27 protein-coding genes are annotated in these 26,238 nt (G+C 67.1%); 11 read left to right on the top strand and 16 right to left on the bottom strand.

Annotation, left to right across the window (positions count from 1 at the left end):
- Positions 1-146: 146 nt before the first annotated feature.
- The 3 genes from ligA (at position 147) to EF888_RS22455 (ending at position 4,620) form a co-directional block, all read left to right on the top strand.
- Positions 147-2,282: an NAD-dependent DNA ligase LigA gene (gene ligA, locus EF888_RS10540; RefSeq protein ID WP_109758963.1), complete on the top strand. Its 2,136-nt coding sequence runs from the start codon at positions 147-149 to the stop codon at positions 2,280-2,282.
- Positions 2,279-4,369, top strand: coding sequence for an ATP-dependent DNA helicase RecG (gene recG / locus EF888_RS10535; protein WP_109758962.1), 2,091 nt, complete (start codon positions 2,279-2,281; stop codon positions 4,367-4,369). The genes ligA and recG overlap by 4 nt, the downstream gene beginning before the upstream one ends.
- A gap of 122 nt (positions 4,370-4,491) precedes the next feature.
- On the top strand, positions 4,492-4,620 hold the full coding sequence (locus tag EF888_RS22455; protein ID WP_277601041.1) for a hypothetical protein: 129 nt from the start codon (positions 4,492-4,494) through the stop codon (positions 4,618-4,620).
- 175 nt (positions 4,621-4,795) lie between these two features.
- On the opposite strand, the gene EF888_RS10530 is transcribed toward EF888_RS22455, so the two are convergent.
- Positions 4,796-5,248 (bottom strand): iron-sulfur cluster assembly scaffold protein, encoded by a 453-nt coding sequence (locus EF888_RS10530; protein ID WP_109758961.1) that lies wholly within the window; start codon positions 5,246-5,248, stop codon positions 4,796-4,798.
- A gap of 66 nt (positions 5,249-5,314) precedes the next feature.
- Between EF888_RS10530 and hisI the strand changes: the two genes are divergently transcribed.
- Positions 5,315-5,674: a phosphoribosyl-AMP cyclohydrolase gene (gene hisI, locus EF888_RS10525; RefSeq protein ID WP_109758960.1), complete on the top strand. Its 360-nt coding sequence runs from the start codon at positions 5,315-5,317 to the stop codon at positions 5,672-5,674.
- 61 nt (positions 5,675-5,735) lie between these two features.
- On the opposite strand, the gene gluQRS is transcribed toward hisI, so the two are convergent.
- The 7 genes from gluQRS to gyrA all read right to left on the bottom strand — a co-directional run bounded on the left by gluQRS (position 5,736) and on the right by gyrA (position 13,271).
- Positions 5,736-6,596, bottom strand: coding sequence for a tRNA glutamyl-Q(34) synthetase GluQRS (gene gluQRS, locus EF888_RS10520; RefSeq protein ID WP_109758959.1), 861 nt, complete (start codon positions 6,594-6,596; stop codon positions 5,736-5,738).
- A complete protein-coding gene (locus tag EF888_RS10515) occupies positions 6,593-7,168 on the bottom strand; it encodes a class I SAM-dependent DNA methyltransferase (protein ID WP_109758958.1) in 576 nt (191 codons plus the stop codon). The genes gluQRS and EF888_RS10515 overlap by 4 nt, the downstream gene beginning before the upstream one ends.
- Positions 7,165-8,520, bottom strand: coding sequence for a methylenetetrahydrofolate--tRNA-(uracil(54)-C(5))-methyltransferase (FADH(2)-oxidizing) TrmFO (trmFO, locus tag EF888_RS10510; protein ID WP_109758957.1), 1,356 nt, complete (start codon positions 8,518-8,520; stop codon positions 7,165-7,167). Before trmFO ends, EF888_RS10515 begins: the two co-directional genes overlap by 4 nt.
- Positions 8,521-8,560: 40 nt before the next feature.
- Positions 8,561-9,046: a hypothetical protein gene (locus tag EF888_RS10505; RefSeq protein ID WP_109758956.1), complete on the bottom strand. Its 486-nt coding sequence runs from the start codon at positions 9,044-9,046 to the stop codon at positions 8,561-8,563.
- Positions 9,047-9,273: 227 nt separating this feature from the next.
- Positions 9,274-10,026, bottom strand: a complete 753-nt coding sequence (locus tag EF888_RS10500; protein WP_126918553.1) for a hypothetical protein — start codon at positions 10,024-10,026, stop codon at positions 9,274-9,276.
- 109 nt (positions 10,027-10,135) lie between these two features.
- Positions 10,136-10,489, bottom strand: a complete 354-nt coding sequence (locus tag EF888_RS10495; protein ID WP_109758954.1) for a DUF6614 family protein — start codon at positions 10,487-10,489, stop codon at positions 10,136-10,138.
- A 43-nt stretch (positions 10,490-10,532) separates the two neighbouring features.
- On the bottom strand, positions 10,533-13,271 hold the full coding sequence (gene gyrA / locus EF888_RS10490) for a DNA gyrase subunit A (RefSeq protein WP_109758953.1): 2,739 nt from the start codon (positions 13,269-13,271) through the stop codon (positions 10,533-10,535).
- A gap of 192 nt (positions 13,272-13,463) precedes the next feature.
- Here gyrA and EF888_RS10485 point away from each other — a divergent pair, with 192 nt between their 5' ends.
- Positions 13,464-13,733: an usg protein gene (locus EF888_RS10485; protein WP_109758952.1), complete on the top strand. Its 270-nt coding sequence runs from the start codon at positions 13,464-13,466 to the stop codon at positions 13,731-13,733.
- Positions 13,734-13,796: 63 nt separating this feature from the next.
- On the opposite strand, the gene EF888_RS10480 is transcribed toward EF888_RS10485, so the two are convergent.
- The gene (locus tag EF888_RS10480) at positions 13,797-14,264 is read right to left on the bottom strand and encodes a disulfide bond formation protein B (RefSeq protein ID WP_109758951.1); all 468 of its coding nucleotides are present in this window, start codon (positions 14,262-14,264) and stop codon (positions 13,797-13,799) included.
- Complete coding sequence (locus EF888_RS10475) at positions 14,261-14,839, bottom strand: YqaA family protein (RefSeq protein WP_109758950.1); 579 nt, start codon at positions 14,837-14,839, stop codon at positions 14,261-14,263. Before EF888_RS10475 ends, EF888_RS10480 begins: the two co-directional genes overlap by 4 nt.
- A gap of 101 nt (positions 14,840-14,940) precedes the next feature.
- Between EF888_RS10475 and ypfJ the strand changes: the two genes are divergently transcribed.
- Positions 14,941-15,795, top strand: a complete 855-nt coding sequence (gene ypfJ, locus EF888_RS10470; RefSeq protein WP_109758949.1) for a KPN_02809 family neutral zinc metallopeptidase — start codon at positions 14,941-14,943, stop codon at positions 15,793-15,795.
- A gap of 84 nt (positions 15,796-15,879) precedes the next feature.
- Here ypfJ and EF888_RS10465 read toward each other — a convergent pair whose 3' ends face one another.
- The 3 genes from EF888_RS10465 to EF888_RS10455 are packed head-to-tail and all read right to left on the bottom strand — an operon-like array spanning position 15,880 to position 18,780.
- Entirely contained in the window at positions 15,880-17,094 is a 1,215-nt protein-coding gene (locus EF888_RS10465) for an MFS transporter (RefSeq protein ID WP_109758948.1), read from the bottom strand.
- A 10-nt stretch (positions 17,095-17,104) separates the two neighbouring features.
- Positions 17,105-17,725: a class I SAM-dependent methyltransferase gene (locus EF888_RS10460; RefSeq protein WP_164721646.1), complete on the bottom strand. Its 621-nt coding sequence runs from the start codon at positions 17,723-17,725 to the stop codon at positions 17,105-17,107.
- A gap of 50 nt (positions 17,726-17,775) precedes the next feature.
- Positions 17,776-18,780 (bottom strand): GlxA family transcriptional regulator, encoded by a 1,005-nt coding sequence (locus EF888_RS10455; RefSeq protein ID WP_109758946.1) that lies wholly within the window; start codon positions 18,778-18,780, stop codon positions 17,776-17,778.
- 179 nt (positions 18,781-18,959) lie between these two features.
- Between EF888_RS10455 and EF888_RS10450 the strand changes: the two genes are divergently transcribed.
- Complete coding sequence (locus tag EF888_RS10450) at positions 18,960-20,330, top strand: class II 3-deoxy-7-phosphoheptulonate synthase (RefSeq protein ID WP_109758945.1); 1,371 nt, start codon at positions 18,960-18,962, stop codon at positions 20,328-20,330.
- Between the two features lie 51 nt (positions 20,331-20,381).
- On the opposite strand, the gene EF888_RS10445 is transcribed toward EF888_RS10450, so the two are convergent.
- Together EF888_RS10445 and EF888_RS10440 are read right to left on the bottom strand one after the other, a co-directional pair.
- Entirely contained in the window at positions 20,382-21,485 is a 1,104-nt protein-coding gene (locus EF888_RS10445; protein WP_109758944.1) for a sensor histidine kinase, read from the bottom strand.
- An 84-nt stretch (positions 21,486-21,569) separates the two neighbouring features.
- The gene (locus tag EF888_RS10440) at positions 21,570-22,313 is read right to left on the bottom strand and encodes a PAS domain-containing protein (protein ID WP_164721645.1); all 744 of its coding nucleotides are present in this window, start codon (positions 22,311-22,313) and stop codon (positions 21,570-21,572) included.
- Between the two features lie 126 nt (positions 22,314-22,439).
- Between EF888_RS10440 and EF888_RS10435 the strand changes: the two genes are divergently transcribed.
- Genes EF888_RS10435 through EF888_RS10420 form a run of 4 tightly spaced genes read left to right on the top strand, consistent with a single transcriptional unit; the run spans position 22,440 to position 25,703 of the window.
- The gene (locus EF888_RS10435) at positions 22,440-23,366 is read left to right on the top strand and encodes a YicC/YloC family endoribonuclease (protein WP_241239867.1); all 927 of its coding nucleotides are present in this window, start codon (positions 22,440-22,442) and stop codon (positions 23,364-23,366) included.
- Positions 23,363-24,001, top strand: coding sequence for a guanylate kinase (gene gmk, locus EF888_RS10430; RefSeq protein ID WP_109758942.1), 639 nt, complete (start codon positions 23,363-23,365; stop codon positions 23,999-24,001). Before EF888_RS10435 ends, gmk begins: the two co-directional genes overlap by 4 nt.
- Positions 23,998-24,540, top strand: a complete 543-nt coding sequence (locus tag EF888_RS10425; protein ID WP_109758941.1) for a gamma carbonic anhydrase family protein — start codon at positions 23,998-24,000, stop codon at positions 24,538-24,540. The genes gmk and EF888_RS10425 overlap by 4 nt, the downstream gene beginning before the upstream one ends.
- The gene (locus EF888_RS10420; RefSeq protein ID WP_109758940.1) at positions 24,537-25,703 is read left to right on the top strand and encodes a trans-sulfuration enzyme family protein; all 1,167 of its coding nucleotides are present in this window, start codon (positions 24,537-24,539) and stop codon (positions 25,701-25,703) included. Before EF888_RS10425 ends, EF888_RS10420 begins: the two co-directional genes overlap by 4 nt.
- On the opposite strand, the gene EF888_RS10415 is transcribed toward EF888_RS10420, so the two are convergent.
- A complete protein-coding gene (locus tag EF888_RS10415; RefSeq protein WP_126918552.1) occupies positions 25,700-26,083 on the bottom strand; it encodes a hypothetical protein in 384 nt (127 codons plus the stop codon). The two genes, EF888_RS10420 and EF888_RS10415, sit on opposite strands and share 4 nt — an antisense overlap.
- Positions 26,084-26,238: the final 155 nt, after the last annotated feature.

Genomic DNA, 26,238 nt, shown 5'->3' with positions numbered 1-26,238 from the left:
TGAAGGGCCGCATTCCGCTCGATACGGAAGGCGGCCCTTCCTTTATGGCCTCACAGACGGGCCGCGGCGCGTCGCCAGGGCTGGACGCGACGTGCCGGGCTTTTTATCCATGGGGGTATAGGTCCCACCCGAGGTTCGCCGGCGGCATGAAAGACGTATCCTCCCTTTCGCCCGCTGAGGCGGGCGCTGAGCTTGCCCGGCTTGCCCGCGAGATCGCGCGCGCGAACGAGGCCTATCACGCCAAGGACGCGCCCGAGATATCCGACGCGGACTACGACGCGCTGAAGCGCCGCAATGCCGAGATCGAGTCTGCCTTTCCGGACCTGAAGCGCGGGGATTCTCCGTCCGACCAGGTCGGCGCGGCGCCGTCCGAGGGCTTTCAGAAGGTCACCCACTCGATCCCGATGCTGTCTCTGGGCAACGCCTTCGAGGATGAAGAGGTCACCGAGTTCGACCGCTCGGTGCGCAAGTATCTGGGCCTTTCCGCGGATGCGAGCCTCGCCTACGTCGCCGAACCCAAGATCGACGGGCTGTCGCTGTCGCTACGCTATGAAGGCGGCGCGCTGATCTCGGCCGCCACGCGGGGCGACGGCGCGACGGGCGAGAACGTGACGGTCAATGCGCGCACCATCGACGACATCCCCGCGACATTGAAAGACGCTCCAGATGTCCTCGAGGTCCGGGGCGAGGTCTACATGAGCCACGCTGACTTCGCCGCGCTCAACACGCGGCAGGAAGAGGCGGGCGGCAAGACCTTCGCCAACCCGCGCAACGCCGCTGCCGGATCTCTGCGCCAGCTTGACCCGAAGATCACCGCGGCGCGGCCGCTCCGGTTCTATGCCTACGGCTGGGGCAGCCTCTCGCAGCCTCTCGCCGACACCCAGAAGGGCGCCATCGACCGTCTGGCGACGCTCGGGTTCGTCACAAACGACATGATGCGTCTCTGCGACGGGCCGGACGAGATGCTGGAGCAGTATCGCCTGATCGAGGAAAAGCGCGCGACGCTCGGCTACGACATCGACGGGGTTGTCTACAAGGTCAACGACCTCGCCCTCCAGTCTCGCCTCGGCTTCCGTTCGACCACACCAAGGTGGGCCATCGCGCACAAATTCCCGGCCGAGCTGGCCTGGACCCGGCTCGAGAAGATCGAGATCCAGGTCGGGCGGACGGGCGCCCTGTCTCCGGTGGCGCGCCTGACGCCGGTGACCGTGGGTGGCGTCGTGGTGTCGAACGCGACGCTTCACAACGAGGATTACATCGCCGGGCGGAGCGCCGACGGCACGCCTATTCGTGACGGCAAGGACATCCGCGAAGGCGACTGGGTGCAGGTCTATCGCGCCGGCGACGTGATTCCGAAGGTCGCCGACGTCGACGTGGCGAAGCGGCCGAAGGACGCGACCCCCTACGAATTTCCCACGGTCTGCCCCCGCTGCGGGTCGGATGCAATCCGCGAGGACGGCGACGCCGTGCGCCGCTGCACGGGCGGGCTGATCTGCCCCGCGCAGGCGGTCGAAAGGCTGCGCCACATGGTCGGCCGCTCGGCCTTCGACATCGAGGGGCTGGGCGCCAAGCAGGTCGAACAGTTTTTCGAGGACGGCTGGATTGCCGAGCCCGCCGACATATTCACCCTGCGCGACCGGAAGGGCGTCGAGTTGCGCGAGCGGGAAGGCTGGGGCGAGAAGTCCGCCGAGAACCTTCTCGACGCCATCGACGCGCGCCGCACCGTGGCCTTCGAGCGCTTCCTCTTCAGCCTTGGCATAAGGCACCTGGGCGAGGTCGCGGCCAAGGACCTGGCCCGACACTTCCATGACTGGCCGACGCTCGCCCAGACGGCCGACACCGCGGCGTCCGAGCCTGCGGCCGAGGCCGAGGGGCGAGACGCTCTGGCGAAGAGCCCTGCCTGGTCGGAGTTCCTGTCGATCGACGGGGTCGGCCAGACCCTGACGCGGTCGCTGGTGACGACGCTGGCGCAGGCCGAGGAACGCGCCTTGATCGACCGGCTGGCCGCTCATCTGACCATCGAGGCCCCCGCCGCCCGGGCGACCGACAGCCCCGTTGCCGGCAAGACCGTCGTCTTCACCGGCACGCTCGAAAAGATGACGCGGGCCGAGGCCAAGGCGCGGGCCGAATCCCTGGGCGCCAAGGTCGCGGGCAGCGTCTCGGCCAAGACCGATCTCCTCGTCGCAGGACCGGGGGCGGGGTCGAAGGCAAAGAAGGCGGTCGAGCTTGGGATCGAGACCATCGACGAGGATGGCTGGCTCGCCCTCATCGCCGACGCATGAGCCGCCGCCCCGAAGTCCTGTTCCCGCTCTTCGCCGAGCTCGAGACGCTGCCGGGCGTCGGCGCCAAGACCGCCAAGGCCATGTCGGCGCTTCAGGTCGCGACGCCGCGCGATCTTCTCTTCACGCTGCCTGTCTCGGGCGTCGATCGGTCGTTCCGCGACACCATCATGGGCGTGCCCTTGCCCGCGACGGTCACGACCGAGGTCACCGTCGAACGGCACCATCCGGCGCGCGCGCGCGGCAAGCCCACCCGCATCGACGTGGCCGATGCGCAGACGTCGTTCCAGCTCGTCTTCTTCCATGCCAAGGGCGACTGGCTGCAGCGCACCTTGCCTGTCGGGTCGCGCCGCCTCGTGTCGGGCCGGGCCGAGGTGTTCGACGGGGTCGCACAGATCGTCCATCCCGATCACGTCCTTCTGCCCTCCGAGGCGGGCGACCTGCCGGCGTTCGAGCCGGTCTATCCTCTGACACAGGGCGTCACGCTCAAGGTGATGGCGAAGGCCGCGCAGGCAGCCGTGACGCGCGCGCCGGACCTGGCCGAGTGGATCGACCCCGAGCTTGTCCGGCGCGAGGGCTGGCCATCCTGGCGTGAGGCAGTGGCGGCCGCGCATGCGCCGCAGGGGTCCGCCGACATCGCCGCCTCGGCACCCGCGAGGCAGCGCCTGGCCTACGACGAGCTTTTCGCGCACCAGGTGACGCTGGCGCTTGTCCGGGCGCGGCGCCGCACCCGCGCCGGTCGACCCTCGGTCGCGACCGGACGTCTGCAATCCCGCGTCCTGGCCGCCTTGCCCTACAGCCCCACCTCGGCGCAGGAGCGGGCTATCCGCGAGGTGGCGGACGACATGGGATCGGACCGCCGGATGAACCGGCTGCTTCAGGGCGATGTCGGCGCGGGCAAGACGCTGGTGGCGCTGATGGCGCTTCTGGTCGCGGTCGAGGCAGGCGGGCAGGGCGTTATGATGGCCCCGACCGAAATCCTCGCCCGCCAGCATCTTTCGGGCCTCAAGCCGCTGGCCGAGGCTGCCGGCGTGGTGGTCGAGCTTCTGACCGGCCGCGACAAGGGAAGTGAGCGTGCGGCCAAGCTTTCGGCGCTGGCGAAGGGCGACATCCACATCCTCGTCGGCACCCACGCCGTGTTCCAGGCGGACGTGGAGTTCCGCGACCTGCGCCTTGCCGTCGTCGATGAACAGCACCGCTTTGGCGTGGCGCAGCGGATGGAGCTTGGCCGCAAGGGCGAGCGCGTCGATGTCCTCGTGATGACGGCGACGCCGATTCCGCGCTCGCTCAGCCTCGCGAACTACGGCGACATGGACGTCTCGATCCTCGACGAGAAACCTCCGGGCCGAACGCCGGTTGCGACCGCCCTGATCTCTTCGGGACGGATGGACGAGGTCGTGGGCCACCTTCGCGCCGCCGTGGCCGAAGGACGGCAGGCCTATTGGGTCTGTCCGCTTGTCGACGAAAGCGAGACGCTGGAGAAGACCGCGGCCGAGGAGCGCTTCAAACGCCTGCGCGCGGCACTTGGGGAGGATGTCGTGGGCCTTGTCCACGGGCAGATGCCGCCTCGCGACAAGGACGCGGCGATGGCGGACTTCGTGGCGGGCAGAACGCGTGTGCTGGTGGCGACCACCGTCATCGAGGTCGGGGTCGACGTGCCGAACGCCTCGATCATGGTCATCGAAGGCGCCGAGGGTTTCGGTCTGGCCCAGTTGCATCAGCTTCGCGGAAGGGTCGGGCGCGGCTCCGAGAAATCGACCTGCCTTCTGTTGTACCAGACGCCCCTGACCGAAAGCGCACGTCGCCGTCTCGAGATCCTGCGCGAGACCGAGGACGGCTTTCGCATCGCCGAGGAGGATCTCGTCATGCGCGGCGCAGGCGATGTCCTCGGCACGGCGCAGTCGGGCCTGCCGCGGTTCCGAATCGCGGACCTGGAGCGTCAGGCGGCGCTGATGGCGGTCGCGAACGGCGATGCGCGGCGGCTCATTTCCGTCGATCCCGACCTGACGTCCGAGCGGGGGCGTGCGGTGCGCGTGCTTCTCTGGCTGATGGAGCAAGACAAGGCGATCGGCATGATCTCGGTCGGGTAGCAGGTGCTCGCGTTAACCACTCGTTCGCGAATGTTCTTAAAAAGTTCTTTACATGTTTCTCAAAATTTGAGAACAAGATGGCAACACCGACGGCCCGCCCGCCGTTTTGCCTGACACAGGGAATGACCGAGATGAATGAATTGAGAGCGACCTTCTCACGCAATGCTGCCACCCTGCCGCGCGATTTCGCTGGTGTGGCAGCCCTTGCCGTCATCGCCTTCGTCGGCCTGTCCGCGCCGGGCCTTTTCTGACCTCACGCCTCTGACTGCCTGCGGTCTGGACGGCCGGTCCCGCATCCTGTCCCAAACGGTTTGCGAACTGTCCCTCGATCGTGGTCCCTGTCCCGGACCCGACCGGCCCGAACACCAGATACGCCACTGACCGCCGCCATCCGCCCGGATGTGCGGCGGTTTTTTGTCGGACGGATCAGGCGCAGTCGGCGCGCGTCTCGGCCTCGGACACCGCTTCGGCAGTCGCTTCGAGGGCGAGCAGGATCGACGCGTGGCGATTGCGGAAATCGCGCGCGGGCTCCAGCACCTCATAGCCCTCGAAGGGTGCGTCCGGCACCGGTCCCCCATCGGACAGCATCGCGCGCAATTGGTCGCGGGCGCGCTCGATCTCGGCCTTCGTGCGGCCGATGACCACGCGGCCCAGGACAGAGGCCGAGGCTTGGCCTAGCGCGCAGGCCTTCACGTCCTGGCCGAAACGCGCGATCTGCCCGTCCTCGAGCTCCACGTCCACCGTCACCGTCGATCCGCAGAGTGGCGAGCGCCGCTTGACCGTCGCGTCGGGCGCGTTCAGCCGGTCGCTGTGCGGGATGTCCGCCGCCAGTTCGAGGATCCGCCCCGAGTAGAGCTTGACGAGATCGGTGTCGGCCATCGGCTTTCCTTCGCACAGTTCACCCCATAAATAGGCGCAGCCGGCTTCCAAGGAAAGGTTCTGCCGATGGCCTTCGATCCCTCCACGCTTTGTTTCGACGACCGTGGCCTGATGCCCGCCATCGCGCAGGAGGAGGGAACGGGCCTTGTCCTGATGATGGCCTGGATGAATGCCGAGGCGGTGGCGCGCACGCTTGAGACGGGGCGCGTCACCTACTGGTCGCGGTCGCGGCAGGCATTCTGGGTGAAGGGCGAAACCTCGGGCCACGTCCAGACGCTGGTCGACCTCCGTGTCGATTGCGACCGGGATTGCCTGCTGCTGATCGTGCGGCAGGAGGGACCCGCCTGTCACACGAACCGGCAAAGCTGTTTCTATACAGCGGTGCGCGACGGATCCGAGGTCGAATTGATGAGGCCGGTGGCATAGGGGGCTCTGCCCCCTTGCGCCCTGCGGCCTCACCCCCAGAGCATTTCAGGACAGAGGAAAGTCAGAGCCCGACCATTCGGCGGATGTCGTCAGGCGTGGCGCCGGCGTCGCGGTAGCTTTGGATCGAGCGCGCGTCGTCGCGCTTCGCCAGGCGCTTGCCGGCCTCGTCGCGGATCAGCCGGTGGTGGTGGTACTCGGGTCGGGGCAGGCTGAGGATGTCTTGCAGGACGACGTGGATCTTCGTCGCCTCGAACAGGTCCTGACCGCGGACCACATGCGTGATGCCCTGGTCGGCGTCGTCGACCACCACCGACAGGTGATAGCTCGTTCCCATGTCGCGGCGGGCGAGGACCACGTCGCCGATCTCGCCCGGCAGGGCAATCGGGTGGATGTCGATCCGGCCTGACTCTCCTTCGGGGCCGCGCCCGGTTTCCTCGAAAGTGGCGGGGCGGTCATCTATTGCTTTCGCCATGTCCAGGCGAAGGGCCGTGTTCGTGGGCATGACTGGATCGCCGAAGCTCTTCCGGTCGCGGCAGGTGCCGGGATAGACGATGCCGTCCGGGCCGACGGCAGGCTCGCTCTCGTTCGGGGCCGATGCTGCCTCGAGGATGTCGCGCCGGTTGCAGGTGCAGGCGAAGAGCAGGTCTTCATTCCAGAGCGATTGAAGAGTCTGACGGTAAAGGTGTAGACGCTCTGACTGTCGCACCACCGGGGTCTCCCACGACAGCCCGAGCCAGCTGAGATCCTTGTATATCAGGTCTTCCCACTCGGCCCGCGACCGGCTCCGGTCGATATCCTCGATGCGCAGAACGAAGTCTCCGCCCGCCGCCCGCGCCATGTCATGCGCAAGGATCGCCGAATAGGCGTGGCCGAGATGAAGGGGCCCTGTGGGCGACGGCGCGAAACGAGTGCGCAGCCTCATGTCCGGCGCAGGACGAAAACCGTGGAGCGAACGCCTTTCGCCGACAGGTGCGGCCCGTCTTCGTCGAGGACGACCTCGATGTCGGGGGCGAGGACCGCGATATCGAGACGGTCGGAGTAGGCCCGGTCGGCCAGCGCGTCCTCGTCGAGGGTGAAGGCAAGGAGACCGCCCGGCGCGAGGATGTCGAGGAGGAGGTCTAACGTCCTCGGCGGTGCCTCGCCTTGTCCGATAGAAGAGACAGCCGAGATAAGGGGATAGGCGCCACGCTTGACGTGACCCAGGGTGTTCGGCTCTGCTTCCCAGAGATGCTGGTAGATACCTTTTTGCCGGGCCTGAGCCAGCATCTCGGACGACAGATCCGTACCATCGATCTGTGCGAAGCCCGCCGCCTTGAAGGCCAGGCCGGAAAGCCCCGTCCCACATCCGAAGTCCAGAAGCGGCTTGTCCGGATTCGCGCCCGCTCGTCTCAACGCCAGGGCGACCCGGGCGGGCGCGGCATAGCCCAGGGCGCTGACGTCGGCGTCGTAGGTGTCGGCCCATGCCGCATAGGTCGCGCGTGTGTCTTCGATCATTCCGCAGCTCGCAGGACGGGAGCGTCCAGCCAGGCCAGCCAATCCGCCTTGGCGCGATCCGTGTAGGCCTTGTAGCGCTCGCGCCGCCCGCGTCTCCCTCCCTTCGCGTCGATCGGGGGAAACAGCCCGAAGTTGACGTTCATCGGCTGGAACGTCTTGGCATCCGCGCCGCCTGTGATGTGGTGAAGAAGCGCGCCCATGGCCGTCGTCGGCGGCAGGGTCGGAAGCGCCTTTCCCGTCATCTCGGCCGTCGCAAGCCGACCGGCCAAAAGGCCCATGGCCGCGCTCTCGATATAGCCTTCGACGCCCGTGACCTGTCCCGCGAAGCGAACCGACGGTAGCGAGCGGAGGCGCAGGTTTGCATCCAGAAGCCTAGGCGCGTTCAGAAACGTGTTGCGATGGATGCCGCCAAGGCGTGCGAACGATGCGTTCTCAAGGCCGGGAATCATCCGAAAAACATCGGTTTGCGCGCCGTATTTCATCTTGGTCTGAAAGCCGACGATGTTCCACAGCGTGCCGAGCTTGTTGTCTCGGCGAAGCTGCACCACGGCGTAGGGCTTGACGTCGCGGTTGTGCGCGTCGGTCAGGCCGACCGGCTTCATGGGGCCGTGGCGCAGCGTCTCGCGACCGCGTTCGGCCATGACCTCGATCGGAAGGCAGCCGTCGAAGTAACCTGCGGTCTCGCCCTCGTGGAATTCGGTCTTCTCTGCCGACAGCAGCGCGTCGATGAAGGCCTCGTACTGATCCCGTGTCATCGGACAGTTCAGATAGGCGGTGCGGTCGTCTTCGGTTTCGCCCTTGTCGTAGCGGGACTGGGCCCAGGCCACGTCCATGTCGATGGTTTCGGCATGGACGATGGGGGCGATGGCGTCGAAGAAGGCGAGGCTTCCTTCGCCGGTCTCGGCCTGGATCGAGCTGGCGAGGGCGGGCGAGGTCAGGGGACCGGTGGCGAAGATCCAGTGGCCGACGCGCGGAAGGTCCGTCACCTCTTCGTCCACCACTGATATATTAGGGTGCGAGCGGATCGCCTCGGTCACACCGGCCGAGAAGGCATCGCGATCCACGGCCAGCGCGCCGCCTGCGGGCAGGCTGTGCCGGTCGCCCATCCGCATGATCAGGCCGCCGGCCTGCCGCATCTCCCAATGGAGGAGGCCCACTGCGTTCTGCTCGTCGTCGTCCGAGCGAAATGAGTTCGAGCAGACCATTTCGGCGAAGTCGCCCGTGCGGTGCGCAAAGGTGCCGACCTTGGGGCGCATCTCGTGCAGGATCACGCGAACGCCGCGCTCGGCCGCTTGCCAGGCGGCTTCCGACCCGGCAAGGCCACCGCCGACGATATGAAGAGGTTCGGACATGAGGGCGATTTAGACCCCGGCGCCCGGTTTGGAAAGGGCGTCAGTCGATCCTGGCGAGGTTCAGGTCTTCGCGGAAGCGCGTCACGGTGGCACGCGGCTTGATCGCCACCCATTCAGAGTTGCTGTGGTTCGATGCAGCTTCCGACGGTGTGTCGATCACGTCGGCGGCGCGGTCGTGGACACCGACGCGGGCCGACATCAGAAGGCCGCCGATAAGGGCCAGGTCGCGCCAGAAGCCTCCCACTTCGCCATGCGAGAAAAGGCTGAGATAGCTGGTCCAGAACAGGATGATGGCCAGGACCAGTGCCGCGGCCCGGCGGTAGAGACCGAAGACGACCAGCGCGCAGAGCGTCAGGACGATCAGTCGGCTGACGTGACGTGCCGGGATTTCGTCGAGGAAAGGGGTGACAAGTCGTGTCAGATCGGCGCCTTCGACAAGTCCGATGGCCAGCGCGACGAAGTACGAGACGATCAGGATGCGCGTCACATGCGCCGCAGCCGTGCCGTTGCCGGTCAGGTCCCTCATTCCGATATCCCCGCGTCTGTCCCAGATGGCGTCGCCCGACGAGTGGGCGAAAATCGAACGGAGGCCAAAATACAAAGGCCATCCCAGGCTAGAGAGAAGTGGTTAATGACGGCGTTTCTCCGGCGGAAACAGATTATCTTTGTTGCATCAATTAGGCACAAATGCGGCAATGCCCTCCGTTCGGGAGGGCGCAGCCGCTGTCTGGTGCCGGGCACGAGGCCCGGATGTCACCAAAGCTTGCGGCGGAGAAGGGGCGCCACCGGATCGGTGCGGCCGAAGGGGCGCGTCGCGGGTGATGCGCCGCCTGCCGTGCCGAGCGAGAGCGTGACGCCGAAGGATATACGCGTCTCGCCTGCGACCCCGTCGCGGCCAGCGAGACCGGAGCGGGTGACGCCGGCCTGAAGACCCCAGGGGCCGTTGCTGGGCGACCAAGTGGCCGTCAAGCCCGCGTCCCAGGCCGTCGCTCGAAAGGCGGCTTCGTCGAAGTCGGCGACGTCGAGACGGCCCGCGAGCGTGATTTCGGGCGTCAGCTCGTGCGCCAATCCGACACCGCCGAAGATGAAGTCGAGGTCATCGGCGTCCGCTACGCCGAAGCCGGCCCGGACTTCGAGCGAGGTGTCCTGAGACAGGGCGAGCATCCCTTCGGCGCCCAGAGAGCCCCACATCATGGACCGGCCGTCCACATCCGACAGCGCGGCGAATAGGCCATACTTCTGGCCATTGCGCGGCGCCATGTAGAGGTGGGCGGCAACACCGCCGATCCCGCCCGACGCCGTGTCGTCGAAGGACAGGTCGCCCTGGAAGCCGTGGACCCCCGTGACCGCCACATCGACGGTCGCCGAAGCCCGGGAACGCGCCGACCCGCTTTCGTCCTGGACCATGCCAAGGCTGAATTCGGCGCCGGTGATCCCGAGGGAGCTTTGCGCCTGCGCAGCGGGGCAAGACAAACCGATCAACAAGGCAACTAGATACGTGCGCATCCACTCTCTCCACGTCCAGGCCCCAACCCGTGGAGATTTATCTCAAATCTGAATGAGTCCGGTAAGTGTAAATCCGAACAGATGGTTAACGGAGTGTCTTGATGCACTGTCAGACGAGCGCGACGGACTCCCTTTGTGTCGGGTCGGGATATGGGCGGTAGAGGCCCACCGCAAGCTGCCCGATCATGTCGTGCATGAGATCGTAGTATTTCTGGTCGGCCGGCGAACCGGCATCGGCGAGGGATCGGAAGGCGGATTCGAGCTGCGCCATATCCTCAACCTCGATCGTGAGGATCATGTCGCTGTGCTGCGCCGAGGCGAGGCCGAACTTGCGGCGAAAGAGCTTCCATTCGCCGATCAGGCCGCGCGAGGCGAGGCCGGAAAGCCAGTGTTCGGTGGCGGAGGCGAAAGCGAGGGCCTGAGCGTCGCGCTTCAGCTCGATCATGCAGTGGTACAGGTTCATGCACCTGCGACTAGCACGACAGGCGTTTCCGGGAGGTAAACGCCTAGGCTTCCTCGATGTCGCCCGCGTCGTCCGCCTCGGCGATCCAGGCGACCGAGACGACCTCTTCGCCCTTCGCGGTGTCGAAGACCTTCACGCCGCCCGCGGTGCGCGACCGGAACGAAATGCCCTCGACCGGCACGCGGATGGACTGGCCCGTCGAGGTGGCGAGCATGATCTGGTCGCCCATTTCGACTGGGAACGAGGCGACGAGCGGGCCGCCCCGCATCGCGCGGTCCATCGCCATGACGCCTTGGCCGCCACGGCCCCGCACGGGGTAGTCGTGGCTGGAGGAGATCTTGCCCGCGCCTTTCGCGGTGATCGTCAGGACAAGGTTCTCGGCCTCGGACATCTCGGCATAGCGCGAGGGCGAAAGCTGGCCCTCGGCGACGGCCTCCTCGTCCTCATCGGCCTCGGATTCCTCCTCGACCACGCCTGCCATGAGACGGCGCTGCTTGAGGTATGCGGCGCGTTCGGCGGGGTCGGCCTCGAAGTGGCGGATGACGGACATCGACACGACGCGGTCGCCGTCGGCCAGCCGGATGCCCCGCACCCCGCTCGAGTCGCGGCCCTTGAAGACGCGGACCTCGGTCGTCGGGAAGCGGATCGCGCGTCCCAGTGCGGTCACGAGCATGATGTCGTCTTCTTCGGTGCAAATCCGGGCGTTTACGAGCGATACCTCATCCGGCAGACGCATCGCGATCTTGCCGTTACGCATGACGTTGGTGAAGTCCGACAGCGCGTTGCGCCGGACGCCGCCTTCGGAGGTGGCGAAGAAGATGTGGAGCGATTCCCAATCCTCCTCGGGCGCGTCCACGGGCATGATCGCCGCGATCGAGACGCCCGTGGGAATGGGCAGGATGTTGACGATGGCCTTCCCGCGCGAAGTGCGGCCGCCAAGCGGCAGGCGCCAGGTCTTCAGCTTGTAGACCATCCCGTCGGTGGTGAAGAACAGAAGCTGGGTATGCGTGTTCGCCACGAAGAGCGTGGTGACGACGTCGTCTTCCTTCAGCGCGCCGCCGGACAGGCCTTTGCCGCCACGCTTCTGGCTGCGGAACTCGGCGAGGGCCGTACGCTTGATGTAGCCGCCCTGGGTGATGGTGACGACCATGTCCTCACGCTCGATGAGGTCCTCGTCCTCCATGTCGCCGGCCCAGTCAACGATCTCGGAGCGGCGGGGGACGGCGAAAAGCTCGCGCACCTCGCGCAGCTCGTCCGAGATGATCGACATGATGCGGGCGCGGGAGGACAGGATGTCGAGGTAGTCCTTGATCTTCGCCGCCAGCTCCTCGAGCTCGTCGGTGATGGTCTTGACGCCAAGCTGGGTCAGGCGCTGAAGCTGGAGGTCGAGGATGGCGCGGGCCTGGCGATCGGACAGGTTGTAGGTCCCGTCGTCGTTCATCCGGTGGCTCGGGTCGTCGATCAGCCGGATGTAGGGGGCGATTTCGTGCGCGGGCCAGCGTCTGGTCATCAGCTTTTCGCGGGCATCGGCGGGCGTGGCGCTGGCGCGGATGGTGGCGACGACCTCGTCCACGTTCGCCACGGCCACGGCCAGACCGCAGAGGATATGGCTGCGGTCGCGCGCCTTGCCCAGTTCGAAAGCGGTACGGCGGGCGACAACTTCCTCGCGGAAGGTGATGAAATACGACAGGAAATCGCGAAGCATCAGTTGCTCGGGACGGCCGCCGTTGAGCGCCAGCATGTTGCAGCCGAAGGACGTCTGCATCGGCGTGAAGCGCCAGAGCTGGTTCAGGACGACGTCGGGGGTGGCGTCGCGCTTCAACTCGATCACGACGCGGACGCCGACGCGGTCGGACTCGTCCTGGATGGCCGAGATGCCCTCGAGTTTCTTCTCGCGCACGAGGTCGGCGATCTTCTCGATCATCGCGGCCTTGTTCACTTGGTAGGGGATCTCGTCGAGGACGATGGCGAAGCGGTCCTTGCGCACCTCCTCGATCCGGGTCTTGGCGCGGATGATGACGCTGCCGCGGCCTTCGAGATAGGCCTTCCGCGCGCCGGAGCGGCCGAGAATGATGCCGCCCGTGGGAAAGTCGGGGGCGGGCACGATCTCGATCAGCCGTTCGGTCGAGATGTCAGGATCCTCGATCAGGGCGAGGGTCGCGTCGATCACTTCACCCAGGTTGTGGGGCGGGATGTTCGTGGCCATGCCGACCGCGATGCCGCCCGCGCCGTTGACCAGCATGTTCGGGAAGCGGGCGGGCAGGACCGTGGGTTCCTGATCCTTGCCGTCATAGTTGTCGGCGAAATCGACCGTGTCCTTGTCGATATCGGCGAGAAGATAGCTCGCCGACTTGGCCATGCGGACCTCGGTATATCGCATGGCGGCGGCGTTATCGCCGTCCATCGAGCCGAAGTTGCCCTGGCCGTCAAGTAGCGGAAGAGACATGGAAAACGGCTGCGCCATGCGCACGAGGGCGTCGTAGATCGCGCTGTCGCCGTGGGGATGGTACTTGCCCATGGTGTCGCCGACGGGCCTCGCCGACTTGCGGTAGGGCTTGTCGAAGGTGTTGCCGCTTTCGTGCATGGCGTAGAGGATGCGGCGGTGGACGGGCTTCAGGCCGTCGCGCAGGTCGGGTATCGCACGCGAAACTATGACCGACATGGCGTAATCGAGGTAGGAGGTCTTCATCTCCTGCTCGATCGACACTGTGGGACCGAGGTGACGCGGACCCGCCGGTGGCGTTTCTTCCGTGTTTTCAGGCGGTTCTGGCGTGTCGTTCACAGGCTGCTCGCTTTTTCATCGCACCGCAAGATCTGGGTGGCGACACTGTATCAGACCCCTACAGATAGGTGCAATGCCTGTTGCTCAATTGTCTGGCAGCCGCAGGGGGCGAGTGCCAACATGCTGAATTCATTGATCTTCAATCCGACTCATGGCTCAATTCCTGCGGCGGGCAGGCAATATGAGGTTGTCATGAGTCTCTCGGAAACCGAGCTTCTGCTGAAGGGATACGGCCTGACGACGGCCGAATTCTTCTACCGGATGCCGGATTATCGCAACGTTCTCAATACCTTCGTGTGGCAGGACTATGATGTGGCGCCTGACCATCCGAAGCTCTTCAAGTTCATCGAGTTCTGGCAAGAAGAGATCGAGGGGCCGCTGCATTCGGTCCGCTTCGTGCATCGCAAGAGGCTGTCTCCGACGGAATGGACGAACGTGGTGGGTGAGTTCACCATCCACTGAAGAGGGCGTCGGCAAGGCGTCGGCTTTGTGTCGGCAAGGTGTATGGCAGGCTGTCCGTCAGGATCAGCCGCGCCTCGACAGCGCGCGCACCCAGACCGCGGCCAGCGCGAAGGACAGGATCGCGTTCCAGGATGCCATCGAAAGGCCCGCGAAGGCCCAGGCGACCTCGTCGCACATGACCACGTCCGAGGGCAGGTCGAGCGACAGGAGATCGCCGCCCGACATCCCCGAAAGCCCGTCACCCGACCCGGTGCAGGAGGTCGGACCTTCCCACCAGCCGCGCTCGACGCCGGTGTGATAGACGCCGAACACGCCCGAAAGCGCCGCGCCGAGCGCACCCGCAAGACCAAGAAGAGTGAGCGGGCCGAGGACGAGGACCAGACCGCCCGCGGCAATGGCGGCGCCATGCGGCCAGCGCTGCCAGATGCAGAGCTTGCAGGGCGCGTAACCCGCGGCCTGGAAGGCGAAGGCGCCGAGGAGGAGGGCGAGAGAGCCGGCAGCGGCGAGGAGCATGAGGTTCTTGCGGGTCATATGAACCTTATCGCGTAGAAGCCGCCGAGAAGCAGGATCACGAAGGCCGTGAAGACGAGGCCGAGGTACTTCTCGACGAAAATGCGGATCGGAGGGCCGAATTTCCACAGGAGCCCCGCGAGGATGAAGAAGATCGTCGCACGGGCAACGATCGAGGTCACGAGAAAGGTCATGAATGGCAGGCCCGTCCAGCCCGACATGATGGTGATGACCTTGTAGGGGAAGGGGGTAAGCCCGCCGATCAGCACCGGCCAGAACCCGAAGTCGTTGAAGCGTTCGTTGAACTCGAGCATCCTGTCCGCCTTGCCGAGCGACTCGAGGATCGGCTGGCCGATGGCGTCGAAGGCAAAGGCTCCGATCCCGTATCCGAGCACCCCGCCGAGGACCGAGGCCACCGTGGCGACCCCCGCGATGAGCCAGGCCCGGTGCGGCGCCGCGAGCACCATCGGAACGATCATGATGTGCGGCGGGATGGGGAAGAACGAGCTTTCCACGAAGGCGACCAATGCAAGCGCCCAGAGCGCGCGCGGATGCGCGGCCAGCGAAATTGTCCAGTCGTAGAGCCGTCGGATCATTTTCTGCCCGTCCTCGCGGATCAAAGGCCAGTTTGCGACGTTGCCGTCAAGCCTCGCAGGGTGCAATCTCGCGGCCAGCCAGGTGAACGTCGGAGGGTGGCATGAGGTGGCAGGGTCGGCGCGGCAGCCGGAACATCGAGGATCGGCGCGGGATGCGCATGTCGGGAGGCGGCGGCATCGGGCTTGTCGGCATCCTCTTCATTCTTGGCATGGGCTGGTTCTTCGGGATCGACGTGACGCCGCTTCTCACCGGCACTGGCGGCGGTGGCGGCGAGGTCGTCCAGACCGACGCGCCCCTGACCGAGGCCGACCGGCGCGAGGGCGAGTTCGTCAGCGTGACGCTGGCCGACACCGAGGAGGTCTGGGCCGGCATCTTCGAGGAGCAGATCAACGAGCCCTACACGCCCGCGACCCTGGTCCTGTTCAAGGAGGTCACGCAGTCGCCCTGCGGCAACGCCAGCGGCGCGACGGGGCCGTTCTACTGTCCGGGCGACAGGAAGGTCTATCTCGATACGCAGTTCTTCACCACGATGCGCGACCGGCTGGGGGCGGGCGGCGATTTCGCCGCGGCCTATGTCGTGGCGCACGAGGTGGCGCATTCGGTGCAGGACCAGCTTGGCATCCTGGGCGAGGCGAACCGGATCCGGGGGCAAGTGAGCCAGGAGGAGGCGAACGCGATCTCGGTCCGGATCGAGCTTCAGGCCGACTGCTACTCGGGGATCTGGGCGCAGCAGGCGCAGGAGAAGTTCGGCAGCCTCGAACGCGGCGACATCGAGGAGGCGATGAACGCCGCCGCCCAGATCGGCGACGACACGCTTCAGCGCAACGCGGGCCAGCGTCCGATGCCCGAGAGCTTCACGCACGGCACGTCCGAACAGCGGCAGCGGTGGTTCCAGACCGGCTTCGAGACGGGCGACCTCGAGGCCTGCGACACCTTCGGGACGAACGATATCTGAGGCCTTACGCCCGGCTGGCGCGGGTCGCGGGGCGGGCCGCCGCTGACGCGGCGGCCCTTTTGCGTACTTCAGGCAAGATGAAGGTCAGGCGGCGCGAAGCCTCGGGCCTGAGCCCATCCTGAGAAGGAGTGCGGCCACGATGCCCACGTTGAGGAGGTTCCAGCCGATGCCGTTCCAGATCGAGAGCGCGTAGCTGCCGGTCTGGTCGTAGAGCCAGCCCGTCATCCAGCCGCCGAGCGCCATGCCGACGATGGTGGCGGCGATGACCGCGCCGACGCGGCGTCCGGCCTCGGCGGGCGGCAGGTACTCGCGGATGATGATGGCATACGAGGGCACGATCCCGCCCTGCGACAGGCCGAAGATAAGCGAGACGAGCGAAAGGCTTGTCCGGTTGCCTTCGATCAGGAACAGCGCAAGCGCCAGCATCTGGAGAGTGCCGCCGAGGAGGAGGGTGCGGAGGCCTCCGAGACGGTCGGCGAGCGCGCCGAAGGTCAGGCGCGAGACGACGCCGCCCAGAAGCATGAGGGACAGCATCTCGGCCCCGGCCGCCGCGCCGAAGCCGCGGTCGATGCACAGCGCCACGATGTGGACCTGGGGCATCGACATCGCGACGCAGCAGCCGACGCCCGCAAGCATCAGAAGCGCCTGGAGCGCGCGGGGCGAGAGGGCGACGGAACGGGCGCGGGAGGCGGCGTCGGTCGCGGCGCGGGCCGTCGTCGCGGCGTCGATGCGGCGGCGGAGGAGAAGCGCGCCGGGGATCATCACGACGGCGACGGTCAGCGCGATGGCGAGGTAGGCGCCGCGCCAGCCGTGGTCGATCATGATCCAGGCGATGACGGGCGACCAGGCAGCGCCGCTGGCGTAGTTGCCGCTGGCCGCGATGGCGAGGGCGAGGCCGCGGCGCTTGAGGAACCAGTGCGAGATGTCGGCCATGAGCGGCGCGAAGCTGGCCGAGGCGCCAAAGCCGAGAAGCGCGTGGATCAGCGTGACGCCGAGGAGCGAGGGGGCGAGGGCGGAGAGCGCGAAGCCTGCCGAGAGGGCTGCGCCCGCCGCGGCGAGGACGGTCGAGATGCCGAAGCGGTCGACGGCGCGGCCGAGAAAGAAGTTGCCCGCCGCGAAGCCCGCCATTGTGGCGGTGTAAGGCAGGGAGGCTCCGGCGCGGCTGATGTCGAACTCGGCCTGGAGCGCGGGCAGGATGACGATGACGGCCCACATGCCGACGTTGCCCACGACCGAGAGGCCGAGGCTGATGGCGAGGCGGGTCCAGGAATAGCGGCTGTCGTGCTCGGAGAGTTCCATGCCGGCGACGCTAGGGCCGGTCGCGGGGAAGTTCCATGCCGAAACCGTCGCGGGAAGGGACGAGGACGACACCGTCGCGGGTCGCCCCCGGCGGGTCGCCCAGGTCGCGGACGGGATAGGTCGCGAGGGCGTCGAAGCCGGCGCGCGGGAGGTGGGCGCGGCCGAGGTCTCCGACGAGGATGCGGGCGCCCCGGGCGTGGCAGCGGTGGAGGAAGGGGAGGACGCGGGTAGCGAGGGCGGCGCTGTAGAAGACGTCGCCGGCGAGGATCACCTGCGCGTCGGGGGCGGGGCCGTCGAGGAGGTCGCCGGCGAGGGCGAGGGGCGTGCCGTTCGCCTCGGCGTTCATGGCGGCGACGAGGCGGGCGAGGGGGTCGATGTCGGAGGCGGTGACGTGGGAGGCGCCGGCGCGGGCGGCGGCGATGCCCACGAGCCCCGCGCCCGCGCCGAGGTCGAGGACGCTTTGGCCCGCGACCGTCTCGGGGTGGCGCTGGAGGTGGAGGATCAGCGCGGCACCACCGGGCCAGAGGTGCGCCCAGTAGGGGGCGGCGTCGGAGCGGGCGGCGCGGGCGATGGCGGCGAGGCCGCTGCCGGGATGGGGTGTATGGCGCAGGAGGTCGGGCCGTTCTGCCACGTGCGCGAGCGGCAGGCGCGCCGCGATCGTCGCGCGAAGGCGGGCCTCGATCAGATCGCGAGCCTTGCGGACTGCGTGCCGCGCTCGCGGTAGGGCGTGGTGTTGTATTGGGCGCGGTAACACTTGGAGAAGTGCGAGGGCGAGGAGAAGCCGCAGGCGAGCGCCACGTTGATGACGCTCATGTCGGTCTGCATGAGCAGGTTGCGGGCCTTCTGAAGCCTCAGTTCCATGTAATAGCGCTTGGGGCTGCGATTCAGGTAGCGGCGGAACAGGCGCTCGAGTTGACGCGTGGACATGCCGACGTCGCGGGCCAGAAGCGCGGGCGAGCGCGGTTCCTCGATGGCCGATTCCATCATGTGGATGACTTGCGCGAGCTTAGGGTGCCGCACGCCGATGCGCGTGGGCACCGACAGGCGCTGCGTGTCCTGGTCGGTGCGGATGGTCGTGTAGATGAGCTGGTCGGCGACGGCGCCCGCCAGTTCCTCGCCGTGGTCGTCGGCGATGATCTTCAACATCAGGTCGATGGACGAGGTGCCGCCCGCCGTGGTGAAGGTCTTGCCGTCGACGGTGAAGACGGACTTCGTCAGCTTCACCTCCTCGAATTCCTCGAGGAAGCTGTCCTGATTCTCCCAGTGGATCGTGGCCTTCCGCCCGTCGAGAAGCCCCGCGCGGGCCAGCGTGAAGGCCGCCGTGCAAAGACCGCCGATGGTGTTGCCGCGCCGTGCCTCGCGCCGGAGCCAGTTGAGAAGCGGTTTGGTCGTCGCGGCCGCCACGTCGATGCCGCCGCAGATCACGATGACCTCGTCGCGGACGGTCTCGCCCAGGGGACCGTCGAGCTGGAAGGCCGTGCCAGCCGAGCAGGCGATGACGCCGCCGCCCTCGCCGACCGAACGCCATTCATAGAGATCGGCCCCGGCCATTCGGTTGGCGATCCTCAGCGCCTCGATGGCGCAGGCGTAGGACAGGAGCGTGAAGCGGTCGAGAAGCACGAAGACGAAGCTTCGCGGGGTCTCGGGTACCTTGACCTTGATCGTCTGCACCGCAGTCTCGGCCATGTCGCGTCCCGTTCCTCCAACCCTGTCGTCGAACCGTGTCGACACAACACGAAAGCAGGGCCCGGGGCAAGGTGCGGGGAAAGACCCCTGTCGCGCACCGTGACGCTTCTGCGGTTTTCAAGCCTTCCGCAGGGGGATATAACGCGGCCTCGCATTCAAGGCCCGAAGAGGACAGGACGATGAGCGATTGGCAGAAATCCGGGTGGAGATCCAAGCCCAGGGTGCAGATGCCCGATTATCCCGACGCGCAGGCGCTGGGGACGGTCGAGGCGCAGCTTGCCAAGTATCCGCCGCTTGTCTTTGCGGGCGAGGCGCGGTCGCTGAAGAAAAAGCTGGGCGCCGCGTCGCGGGGCGAGGCGTTTCTATTGCAGGGCGGAGACTGCGCCGAGAGCTTCGCCGAGTTCGCCGCGGACAACATCCGCGACACATTCAAGGTCATGCTTCAGATGGCGATGGTCCTGACCTATGGCGCCAAGGTGCCTGTGGTGAAGGTCGGCCGGATGGCGGGCCAGTTCGCCAAGCCGCGGTCCGCCGCGACCGAGACGGTGAACGGGATCGAGCTGCCGTCCTACCGGGGCGACATCGTCAACGAGCTGGACTTCACCGAAGCCGCTCGGGCGCCGAACCCCACGAAGATGCTGCAGGCTTATCTTCAGGCGGCGGCGACGCTGAACCTTCTGCGCGCCTTCTCGACGGGCGGTTTCGCGGATGTTCACCGGGTCCACTCGTGGACGCTTGGCTTCACCGACACGGATGAGGCCGAGAAGTATCGCGACATGGCGAACCGGCTGCAGGACACGCTGGACTTCATGACGGCGGCCGGCATGACGGGCGAGACCAACCACGAGCTGCACACCGTGGATTTCTACACGAGCCACGAGGCCCTGCTGCTGGAGTACGAGGAGGCCCTGACGCGGGTCGATTCCACCTCAGGCAAGTGGCTGGCGGGTTCGGGTCACATGATCTGGATCGGCGACCGCACGCGGCAGCCGGACGGCGCGCATGTCGAGTTCTGCCGGGGCGTCCTCAATCCGATCGGGCTGAAGTGCGGGCCGACCACGACGGCGGACGACCTGAAGGTGCTGATGGCGAAGCTGAACCCCGAGAACGAGGCCGGGCGGCTGACGCTGATCGCGCGGTTCGGCGCGGGCAAGGTGGGCGAGCATCTGCCTCGGCTGGTCAAGGCCGTGCGCGAGGAAGGCGCCAACGTCGTGTGGTCCTGCGACCCGATGCACGGCAATACGATCAAGTCCTCGTCCGGCTACAAGACCCGGCCGTTCGAGAGCGTGCTGCGCGAAGTGCGCGAGTTCTTCCAGGTCCACGGCGCGGAAGGCACGATCCCGGGCGGCGTCCATTTCGAGATGACGGGTCAGGACGTGACGGAGTGCACCGGCGGCGTGCGCGCGGTGACGGACGAGGATCTGTCGGACCGCTATCACACCGCCTGCGACCCGCGTCTGAACGCCAGCCAGGCACTGGAGCTTGCGTTCCTGGTGGCCGAGGAGCTGTCGGCGCGGCGCTCCGGCTCGGCCCAGGTCGCGGTCGGCTGATTTTGCTGGGGATCGTCTCTGCGATATGTCGCGGGGACGGTCGCGTCAGGCTCAGAAGGGAAGGAGCAGTTCCTCGGCCGTCCGTTCGTCCGCCCGAAGACGGTCGGCGGGAGCCGTGAGGGCGAGGGTGAAGCCGGTCGGGGCGTAGTCGACCTCGACCGTGCCGCTGAAGGCTTCGGGGAGCGCGTACTGGATGATCGCGCTGCCGAAGCCCCGGCTTCCGGGCTTCGCGACGAGGGGACCGTCCGATTCGCGCCAGGTCAGCCGAAAGTCGTTGCCCTGCAACTGCCACTGAAGCTCGACGTATCCCTTGCGGTCGCCAAGGGCGCCGTACTTGACCGAATTCGTCGCAAGCTCGTGCAAGGCAAGGCTGAGGGCCGTCAGCTGTTCGCGGCCAAGGCCGATGTCCGGCCCGTCGATGCGGATGGCGGGCCCATCCTCGAGCAGGAAGGGCGACAGCGCGCGGCGCGCGATGTCGGCGATGGACCCGTTGACTGACTTGGCTTCGACCAGGACGTCCTGCGCGGCCACGAGCGCGCGGATGCGCTTCTGGATGCGGTCCTGCGCGTCCTCGACCGAGGCGGCACTGCGGAAGGTCTGGGAGATCAGCGAGGAGACCAGCGCGTAGACGTTGCGCGCGCGGTGGACAAGCTCGCGGTTGCGGAGCGTCGAGAGTTCGCGCGCATGGACGGTGGAGGTCGTCTCTATCACGGTGTCGAGCATGCCGCGGACCGTCCCGTGCTCGTCGCGCAGAGGGCTGTAGCAGAAGGTGAAATACGCATCCTCGGCCGCGCCCGAGCGCGTGGTGACGATGTGGAAGTCCTCGATATAGACCGACTCGCCGGAGTAGGCCTTGTCGACGATCGGCTTCAGCATGTCGGCCGCCTCGGTCCAGGCGTCGAGGAACGGCTGGCCCATGCAGGGGTGCTTGTTTCCGAGGATCGGCACGAAGGCGTCGTTGTAGATCATCGTCTTCTCGTCACCCCAGCAGAGGCACTTCGGGAAGGCGGAGTTCAGCATGTTGGAGATCGAGATCCGCAGGACGGCCGGCCACGCGGAAATCGGACCGAGCGGCGTCGCAGCCCAATCGATCTCAGCGATGCGGTCCGCGGAAGCTCCGCCGCCGCGCAGAAAAGTCAGGTTTTCGTCGAGCATCAGTCGCGGAACGTGTCTGGGCCATCCGGTTGCGCGTTCGTCGTTATAAGTGATTCTGGCACAGACGCCATCGGATTGCGAGACTTAGACGTTATCCACGACGAGACGTAACCAAGGCCGCACGGTGCGGCCGGCGGGACCGGAGGCGGCGTTGGCTGGCGCGACCTTTCGAGTCATGCGCGTGACCGGTTCAGACGGCTTATTTCGCTTGATTTCCGTCGGTTTAGGGGCAGGCTGTGGGCTCCCGAAGAGAGCCTCGCCCAGGTGCGCCGGGCCGGCGTAGCCGACGAGGGACCGGCGCGTCTGGCCGGTGATCTCGAGCCGGCGTGGTGTGCGGCCGGTGCGGCCCGTGAGTACGAGGCCACCCAGGACGCGGTCGATGTCGCCGAGGTCGGAACGGAGCGGGAGGAGCGTCATCTCGCCCTCGAGCGCCTCGCGACCGAAGCCTGCGGGAGAGGTGAGGGTCATGCGGATCGCCGCGGGCTCCTCGAAGACCGCCGTCAAGGCTTCGGACAGGATCTCGCGCGAGGCAGGGAGGAACAGCGCCGAGACCGGCATCTGGCGCAGTTCGAGGCCGGCGAGGTCGGCAAGGTGCGAGCCTGCGATGCGGAAGCGGGCAAGACCGCCGGCGATGCGTTCGAGGATGAAGGCGTGCGCGAGGACGCCCTCGAGCCCCCTCGGGTCGATCTCGCAGCGCGACGGGACGAGACGGCGGGCGCGGACCTGCTCCCAATAGCCTTCGATCTTCGCCAGGGCGGGCAGGAGCGGGCGCGGGCGCGCAGCTTCCAGCGTCACCACGTTCGGTCCACGGTCCATGTCCGTTGTCATCGTCGATCCTCCACCGCAGCGGCCTGTCCCCTTGCGGAGTCGCCGTCGCCTCTCTTTCACCACCATCCAAATTCTGCCACAAACGCGCCGCAAAGGCTGCTGAATTCTGAATGGAAGGTTAACGACATGGGCAAGACGACGGGGCCGCACGGCAGGAGCCTCATGTCGATGACCGGCTTCGCCTCGGTGCGCGGCCGCGAGCGCGGCTGGACCTGGACGGCGGACATCCGGTCGGTGAACGGGCGGGGCCTCGAACTTCGGATCCGGGTGCCCGACTGGGTCGACGGTCTGGAGCCCGAGATCCGCAAGTTGCTTCAGGCCAGGCTGGCGCGCGGCAACGTCACGGTGAACCTGCGGCTGGCGCGCGAGGAGACGGTGGCGCGGACCCGGCTCAGTCCCGAGGGGCTGACGGCGGCCCTCGCGATGCTGGCCGATGTCAGGCAGGCGGCCGAACGGGTCGGCGTCGAGCTTGCCCCCATGTCGGCGGCTGATATCGCGCAAATGCGCGGCGTCGTCGAGACCTCGGAGGGCGAGGCGGAGGACGACATCGAGGCGCTGAAGTCGGTTCTGGTGGCGAGCGTCGCGCAATGCCTCGACGCCTTCGAGGGCGACCGCGCGCGCGAGGGCGCCGCGACGGCAGAGGTGCTGTCCATCCAGGTCGGCCGGGTCGAGGCGCTGGCCGCCGACGCGCGCGGGATGGCGGGCGAGCGCGAGGCGCTGCTGCGCTCGGGTCTGGAAAAGGCGCTGTCGCGGCTGCTGGAGCAGACCGAGGTGCCCGACGAGGCGCGGATGATGCAGGAGATGGCGCTGATCGCGCTGAAGACCGACGTGACCGAGGAGTTGGACCGTCTGGCCGCGCATGTCGCGGCGGCGCGCGCGCTTCTGGCCGAGGCCGGTCCCGTGGGCCGCAAGTTCGACTTCCTGATGCAGGAGTTCAACCGCGAGGCCAACACGCTCTGCTCGAAAAGCCAGTCCACGCCGCTGACCTCCATCGGGCTTGACCTGAAGGCCGTCATCGACCAGATGCGCGAGCAGGTTCAGAACATCGAATGAAACGCCGAGGTCTCCTCATCATCCTGTCGTCGCCCTCGGGGGCAGGCAAGTCGACGCTGGCGCGGCGGCTGCGGGACTGGGATCCGGGCATCCGGTTTTCGGTCAGCGCCACGACGCGCCCGGCGCGCGAGGGCGAGGTGGACGGGACGGATTATCACTTCGTCGACGACGTGCGCTTCAAGCGGATGGTCAAGGACAAGGAGATGCTGGAGCACGCCCATGTCTTCGGCAACTTCTACGGCTCGCCGGCCGCGCCCGTGCGCGAGGCCATCGAGGAGGGAGCCGACGTCCTTTTCGACATCGATTGGCAGGGCGCGCAGCAGATCCAGAAGAGCGCGCTGGCCAGTCACGTCCTGTCGATCTTCCTGCTTCCGCCCTCGATCCCCGAGCTTCGCGCAAGGCTGGAAAGCCGGGGGCAGGACGGCCCCGAGGTGATCGCGCGGCGGATGCAGCGGTCTTGGGACGAAATCAGCCACTGGGACGGCTATTCCTACGTCCTCGTCAACGACGACCTCGACCGGACCGAGGGGCAGTTGCGGACCATCGTCACCGCCGAGAGGCTTCGTGCGAGCCAGCAGCCCTGGCTGGTGGATCACGTCCGCACCCTTCAAACCGAATTCGAGGAGGGCGCATGACGCTCTACGCACTCGGCGACCGCCGTCCGGTGGTGCCCGACGACGGCAACTGGTGGATCGCGCCCGACGCCAACGTGATCGGCACGGTGATCCTGAACTCGGGCTGCTCGGTCTGGTTCGGCTCGACGCTGCGCGGCGACAACGAGCCGATCATTCTGGGCGAAGGCTCGAACGTGCAGGAGAACGTGGTCATCCACACCGACATGGGCTTTCCCTGCACGCTCGGCCGCAACGTGACCGTTGGCCACAAGGTGATGCTCCACGGCTGCACCATCGGCGACGGCAGCCTGATCGGCATGGGGGCCACGATCCTGAACGGCGCGCGGATCGGGAAGAATTGCCTGATCGGGGCAGGGGCCATCGTGACGGAAGGCAAGGACATCCCGGACAACAGTTTCGTCCTCGGGATCCCCGGCCGGGTGAAGGGCGAGGTGACGGAGGCGCATCTGAAAGGCGCGCGCTTCGCGGCCGAGCATTACCAGAAGCGGATCGCGCAGTACCGCGAGGGGTTGCGCGAGATCCCGGAGACCGAGCTTTGACCGACCGCCTGCTGCGCGCGGGCTGGCCGTCTTCGGTCAGCCGCCCCGTCGTCACGCCGATCCAGCCGTCCGTGGTCTATGCCAGCGCCGACCCCGACGAGCTGGATGCGCAGTACGAGGGGGGCGCGAAAGGCTTCACCTATGCGCGCGAGGGGCATCCGAACGCCGAGGTGCTGGCGGGCCTGATCGACCGGATGGAGGGGGCAGACGGCGGGATCGTCACCGGGTCCGGCATGGCGGCGGTGGGTGCGGCGCTGTTCGGCCTGCTCACGGCGGGCGACCATGCGCTTGGCGCCGACCAGCTTTACGGGCGGTCGCTGCGGATGATGAAGGAGGATCTGCCGCGCCTCGGCATCGCGACGTCGCTGGCCGATCCGACCGATGCGGCGGCCTTCGAGGCGGCGATCCGGCCCGAGACGAAGATGATCCTTGTCGAGGTTGTGTCGAACCCGACGGTGCGGGTCGCGGATCTGCACGCGATCATCGCGATGGCGCGCGCGCGGGGGATCCTCGTCGCGGTCGACAACACCTTCACCACGCCCGCCGCCGTCAAGCCCTTCGATTTTGGCGCGGACATCGTGATCCACTCGGTGACGAAACTCCTCGCGGGACATTCGGATGCGACGCTCGGCTATGTGGTCGGACGCACGCCCGACCTGACGCAGCGGATGCGGGTCTTCGCGGTGACGCTTGGCCTGACGCCGTCGCCCTTCGATTGCTGGCTGGCCGAGCGGGGGCTCTATACCTTCGACATGCGTTTCGCGCGGGCCGAGGCGACGGCGGCGGCGCTGGCCGACCGGCTGGCCGAGGTCGGGGGCGTGCGGCGGGTGCTCTATCCCGGACGGCGGGACCATCCCGACCACAACCGGGTCGCGGGGCTTCTGAACGGACGTCCGGGGAACATGGTGAGCTTCGAGCTAGACGGGGGTCGCGAGGCAGCGAACCGCTTCGTGCGCGCCCTGGATCAGGTCGCTTTCGCTCCGACGCTCGGAGACGTGGGGACGACGCTCAGCCATCCTGCGTCGTCGTCGCACCGCGCGCTGACGCCAGAGGGCCGGGCGGCCCTTGGCATCAGCGAGGGCTTCTTCCGCGTGTCGGTCGGTTGCGAGCCCGAGACGGCGCTGCTTCAGGCCTTCGACGCGGCGCTGGACGGCGTGAACTAGTCGTCCAGCACGATGGCGAAGTCGATGTTGGGAAAGGCCTGGCGCACCTCGCGTTCGATCAGGTCGGGCCGCGGCAGATCCTTCGCGATCGCGCGATAGGGGCCCAGGTAGCCGATCTGGCTGAGGCGCATGGCCAGGTCGATGCAATCGAACCGGCGGGCGACGACGGGCGAGAATACGACCGTCGGCGCATGGAGCGCGATCAGCGCCTCCGTCACCTCCTCGATCGACACGAAAGCCACTCCGGCGCCCGGCAGGGCGTTGCCGGCCTGCGACCATTCGACCGGCTCTCCGACTGCGATCGCCACGACGCGCATCACGCGCCGCATATCAAGGGCGGCAACGGCACGCATGCCGCCCAAGGAGCTTACTCTTCCCATTAAGTCCTTCTCCACTCTGTCCCAGGTTGAATTGTCAGTTTTCGAATAATCTAGAAGGATTCCAACGCGCAGCGCAACCTAAAGGTGAACAACCTCGCTTGAACCCTATCATCCGGAGGGCACTTCCGCGATGCGCGGGCGGCGGGTAAGTCATG

It is taken from the genome of Silicimonas algicola, from assembly GCF_003970735.1.
GTDB classification, from domain to species: Bacteria; Pseudomonadota; Alphaproteobacteria; order Rhodobacterales; family Rhodobacteraceae; genus Silicimonas; species Silicimonas algicola.
This window is presented reverse-complemented; position numbering and strand designations above follow the sequence as displayed.

Coding starts and splice junctions, on each gene's coding strand:
- ligA (WP_109758963.1), top strand. CDS start 147: ATGAAAGACGTATCCTCCCTTTCGCCCGCTGAGGCGGGCGCTGAGCTT.
- recG (WP_109758962.1), top strand. CDS start 2,279: ATGAGCCGCCGCCCCGAAGTCCTGTTCCCGCTCTTCGCCGAGCTCGAG.
- EF888_RS22455 (WP_277601041.1), top strand. CDS start 4,492: ATGACCGAGATGAATGAATTGAGAGCGACCTTCTCACGCAATGCTGCC.
- EF888_RS10530 (WP_109758961.1), bottom strand. CDS start 5,248: ATGGCCGACACCGATCTCGTCAAGCTCTACTCGGGGCGGATCCTCGAA.
- hisI (WP_109758960.1), top strand. CDS start 5,315: ATGGCCTTCGATCCCTCCACGCTTTGTTTCGACGACCGTGGCCTGATG.
- gluQRS (WP_109758959.1), bottom strand. CDS start 6,596: ATGAGGCTGCGCACTCGTTTCGCGCCGTCGCCCACAGGGCCCCTTCAT.
- EF888_RS10515 (WP_109758958.1), bottom strand. CDS start 7,168: ATGATCGAAGACACACGCGCGACCTATGCGGCATGGGCCGACACCTAC.
- trmFO (WP_109758957.1), bottom strand. CDS start 8,520: ATGTCCGAACCTCTTCATATCGTCGGCGGTGGCCTTGCCGGGTCGGAA.
- EF888_RS10505 (WP_109758956.1), bottom strand. CDS start 9,046: ATGAGGGACCTGACCGGCAACGGCACGGCTGCGGCGCATGTGACGCGC.
- EF888_RS10500 (WP_126918553.1), bottom strand. CDS start 10,026: ATGCGCACGTATCTAGTTGCCTTGTTGATCGGTTTGTCTTGCCCCGCT.
- EF888_RS10495 (WP_109758954.1), bottom strand. CDS start 10,489: ATGAACCTGTACCACTGCATGATCGAGCTGAAGCGCGACGCTCAGGCC.
- EF888_RS10485 (WP_109758952.1), top strand. CDS start 13,464: ATGAGTCTCTCGGAAACCGAGCTTCTGCTGAAGGGATACGGCCTGACG.
- EF888_RS10480 (WP_109758951.1), bottom strand. CDS start 14,264: ATGACCCGCAAGAACCTCATGCTCCTCGCCGCTGCCGGCTCTCTCGCC.
- EF888_RS10475 (WP_109758950.1), bottom strand. CDS start 14,839: ATGATCCGACGGCTCTACGACTGGACAATTTCGCTGGCCGCGCATCCG.
- ypfJ (WP_109758949.1), top strand. CDS start 14,941: ATGAGGTGGCAGGGTCGGCGCGGCAGCCGGAACATCGAGGATCGGCGC.
- EF888_RS10465 (WP_109758948.1), bottom strand. CDS start 17,094: ATGGAACTCTCCGAGCACGACAGCCGCTATTCCTGGACCCGCCTCGCC.
- EF888_RS10455 (WP_109758946.1), bottom strand. CDS start 18,780: ATGGCCGAGACTGCGGTGCAGACGATCAAGGTCAAGGTACCCGAGACC.
- EF888_RS10450 (WP_109758945.1), top strand. CDS start 18,960: ATGAGCGATTGGCAGAAATCCGGGTGGAGATCCAAGCCCAGGGTGCAG.
- EF888_RS10445 (WP_109758944.1), bottom strand. CDS start 21,485: ATGCTCGACGAAAACCTGACTTTTCTGCGCGGCGGCGGAGCTTCCGCG.
- EF888_RS10440 (WP_164721645.1), bottom strand. CDS start 22,313: ATGACAACGGACATGGACCGTGGACCGAACGTGGTGACGCTGGAAGCT.
- EF888_RS10435 (WP_241239867.1), top strand. CDS start 22,440: ATGGGCAAGACGACGGGGCCGCACGGCAGGAGCCTCATGTCGATGACC.
- gmk (WP_109758942.1), top strand. CDS start 23,363: ATGAAACGCCGAGGTCTCCTCATCATCCTGTCGTCGCCCTCGGGGGCA.
- EF888_RS10425 (WP_109758941.1), top strand. CDS start 23,998: ATGACGCTCTACGCACTCGGCGACCGCCGTCCGGTGGTGCCCGACGAC.
- EF888_RS10415 (WP_126918552.1), bottom strand. CDS start 26,083: ATGGGAAGAGTAAGCTCCTTGGGCGGCATGCGTGCCGTTGCCGCCCTT.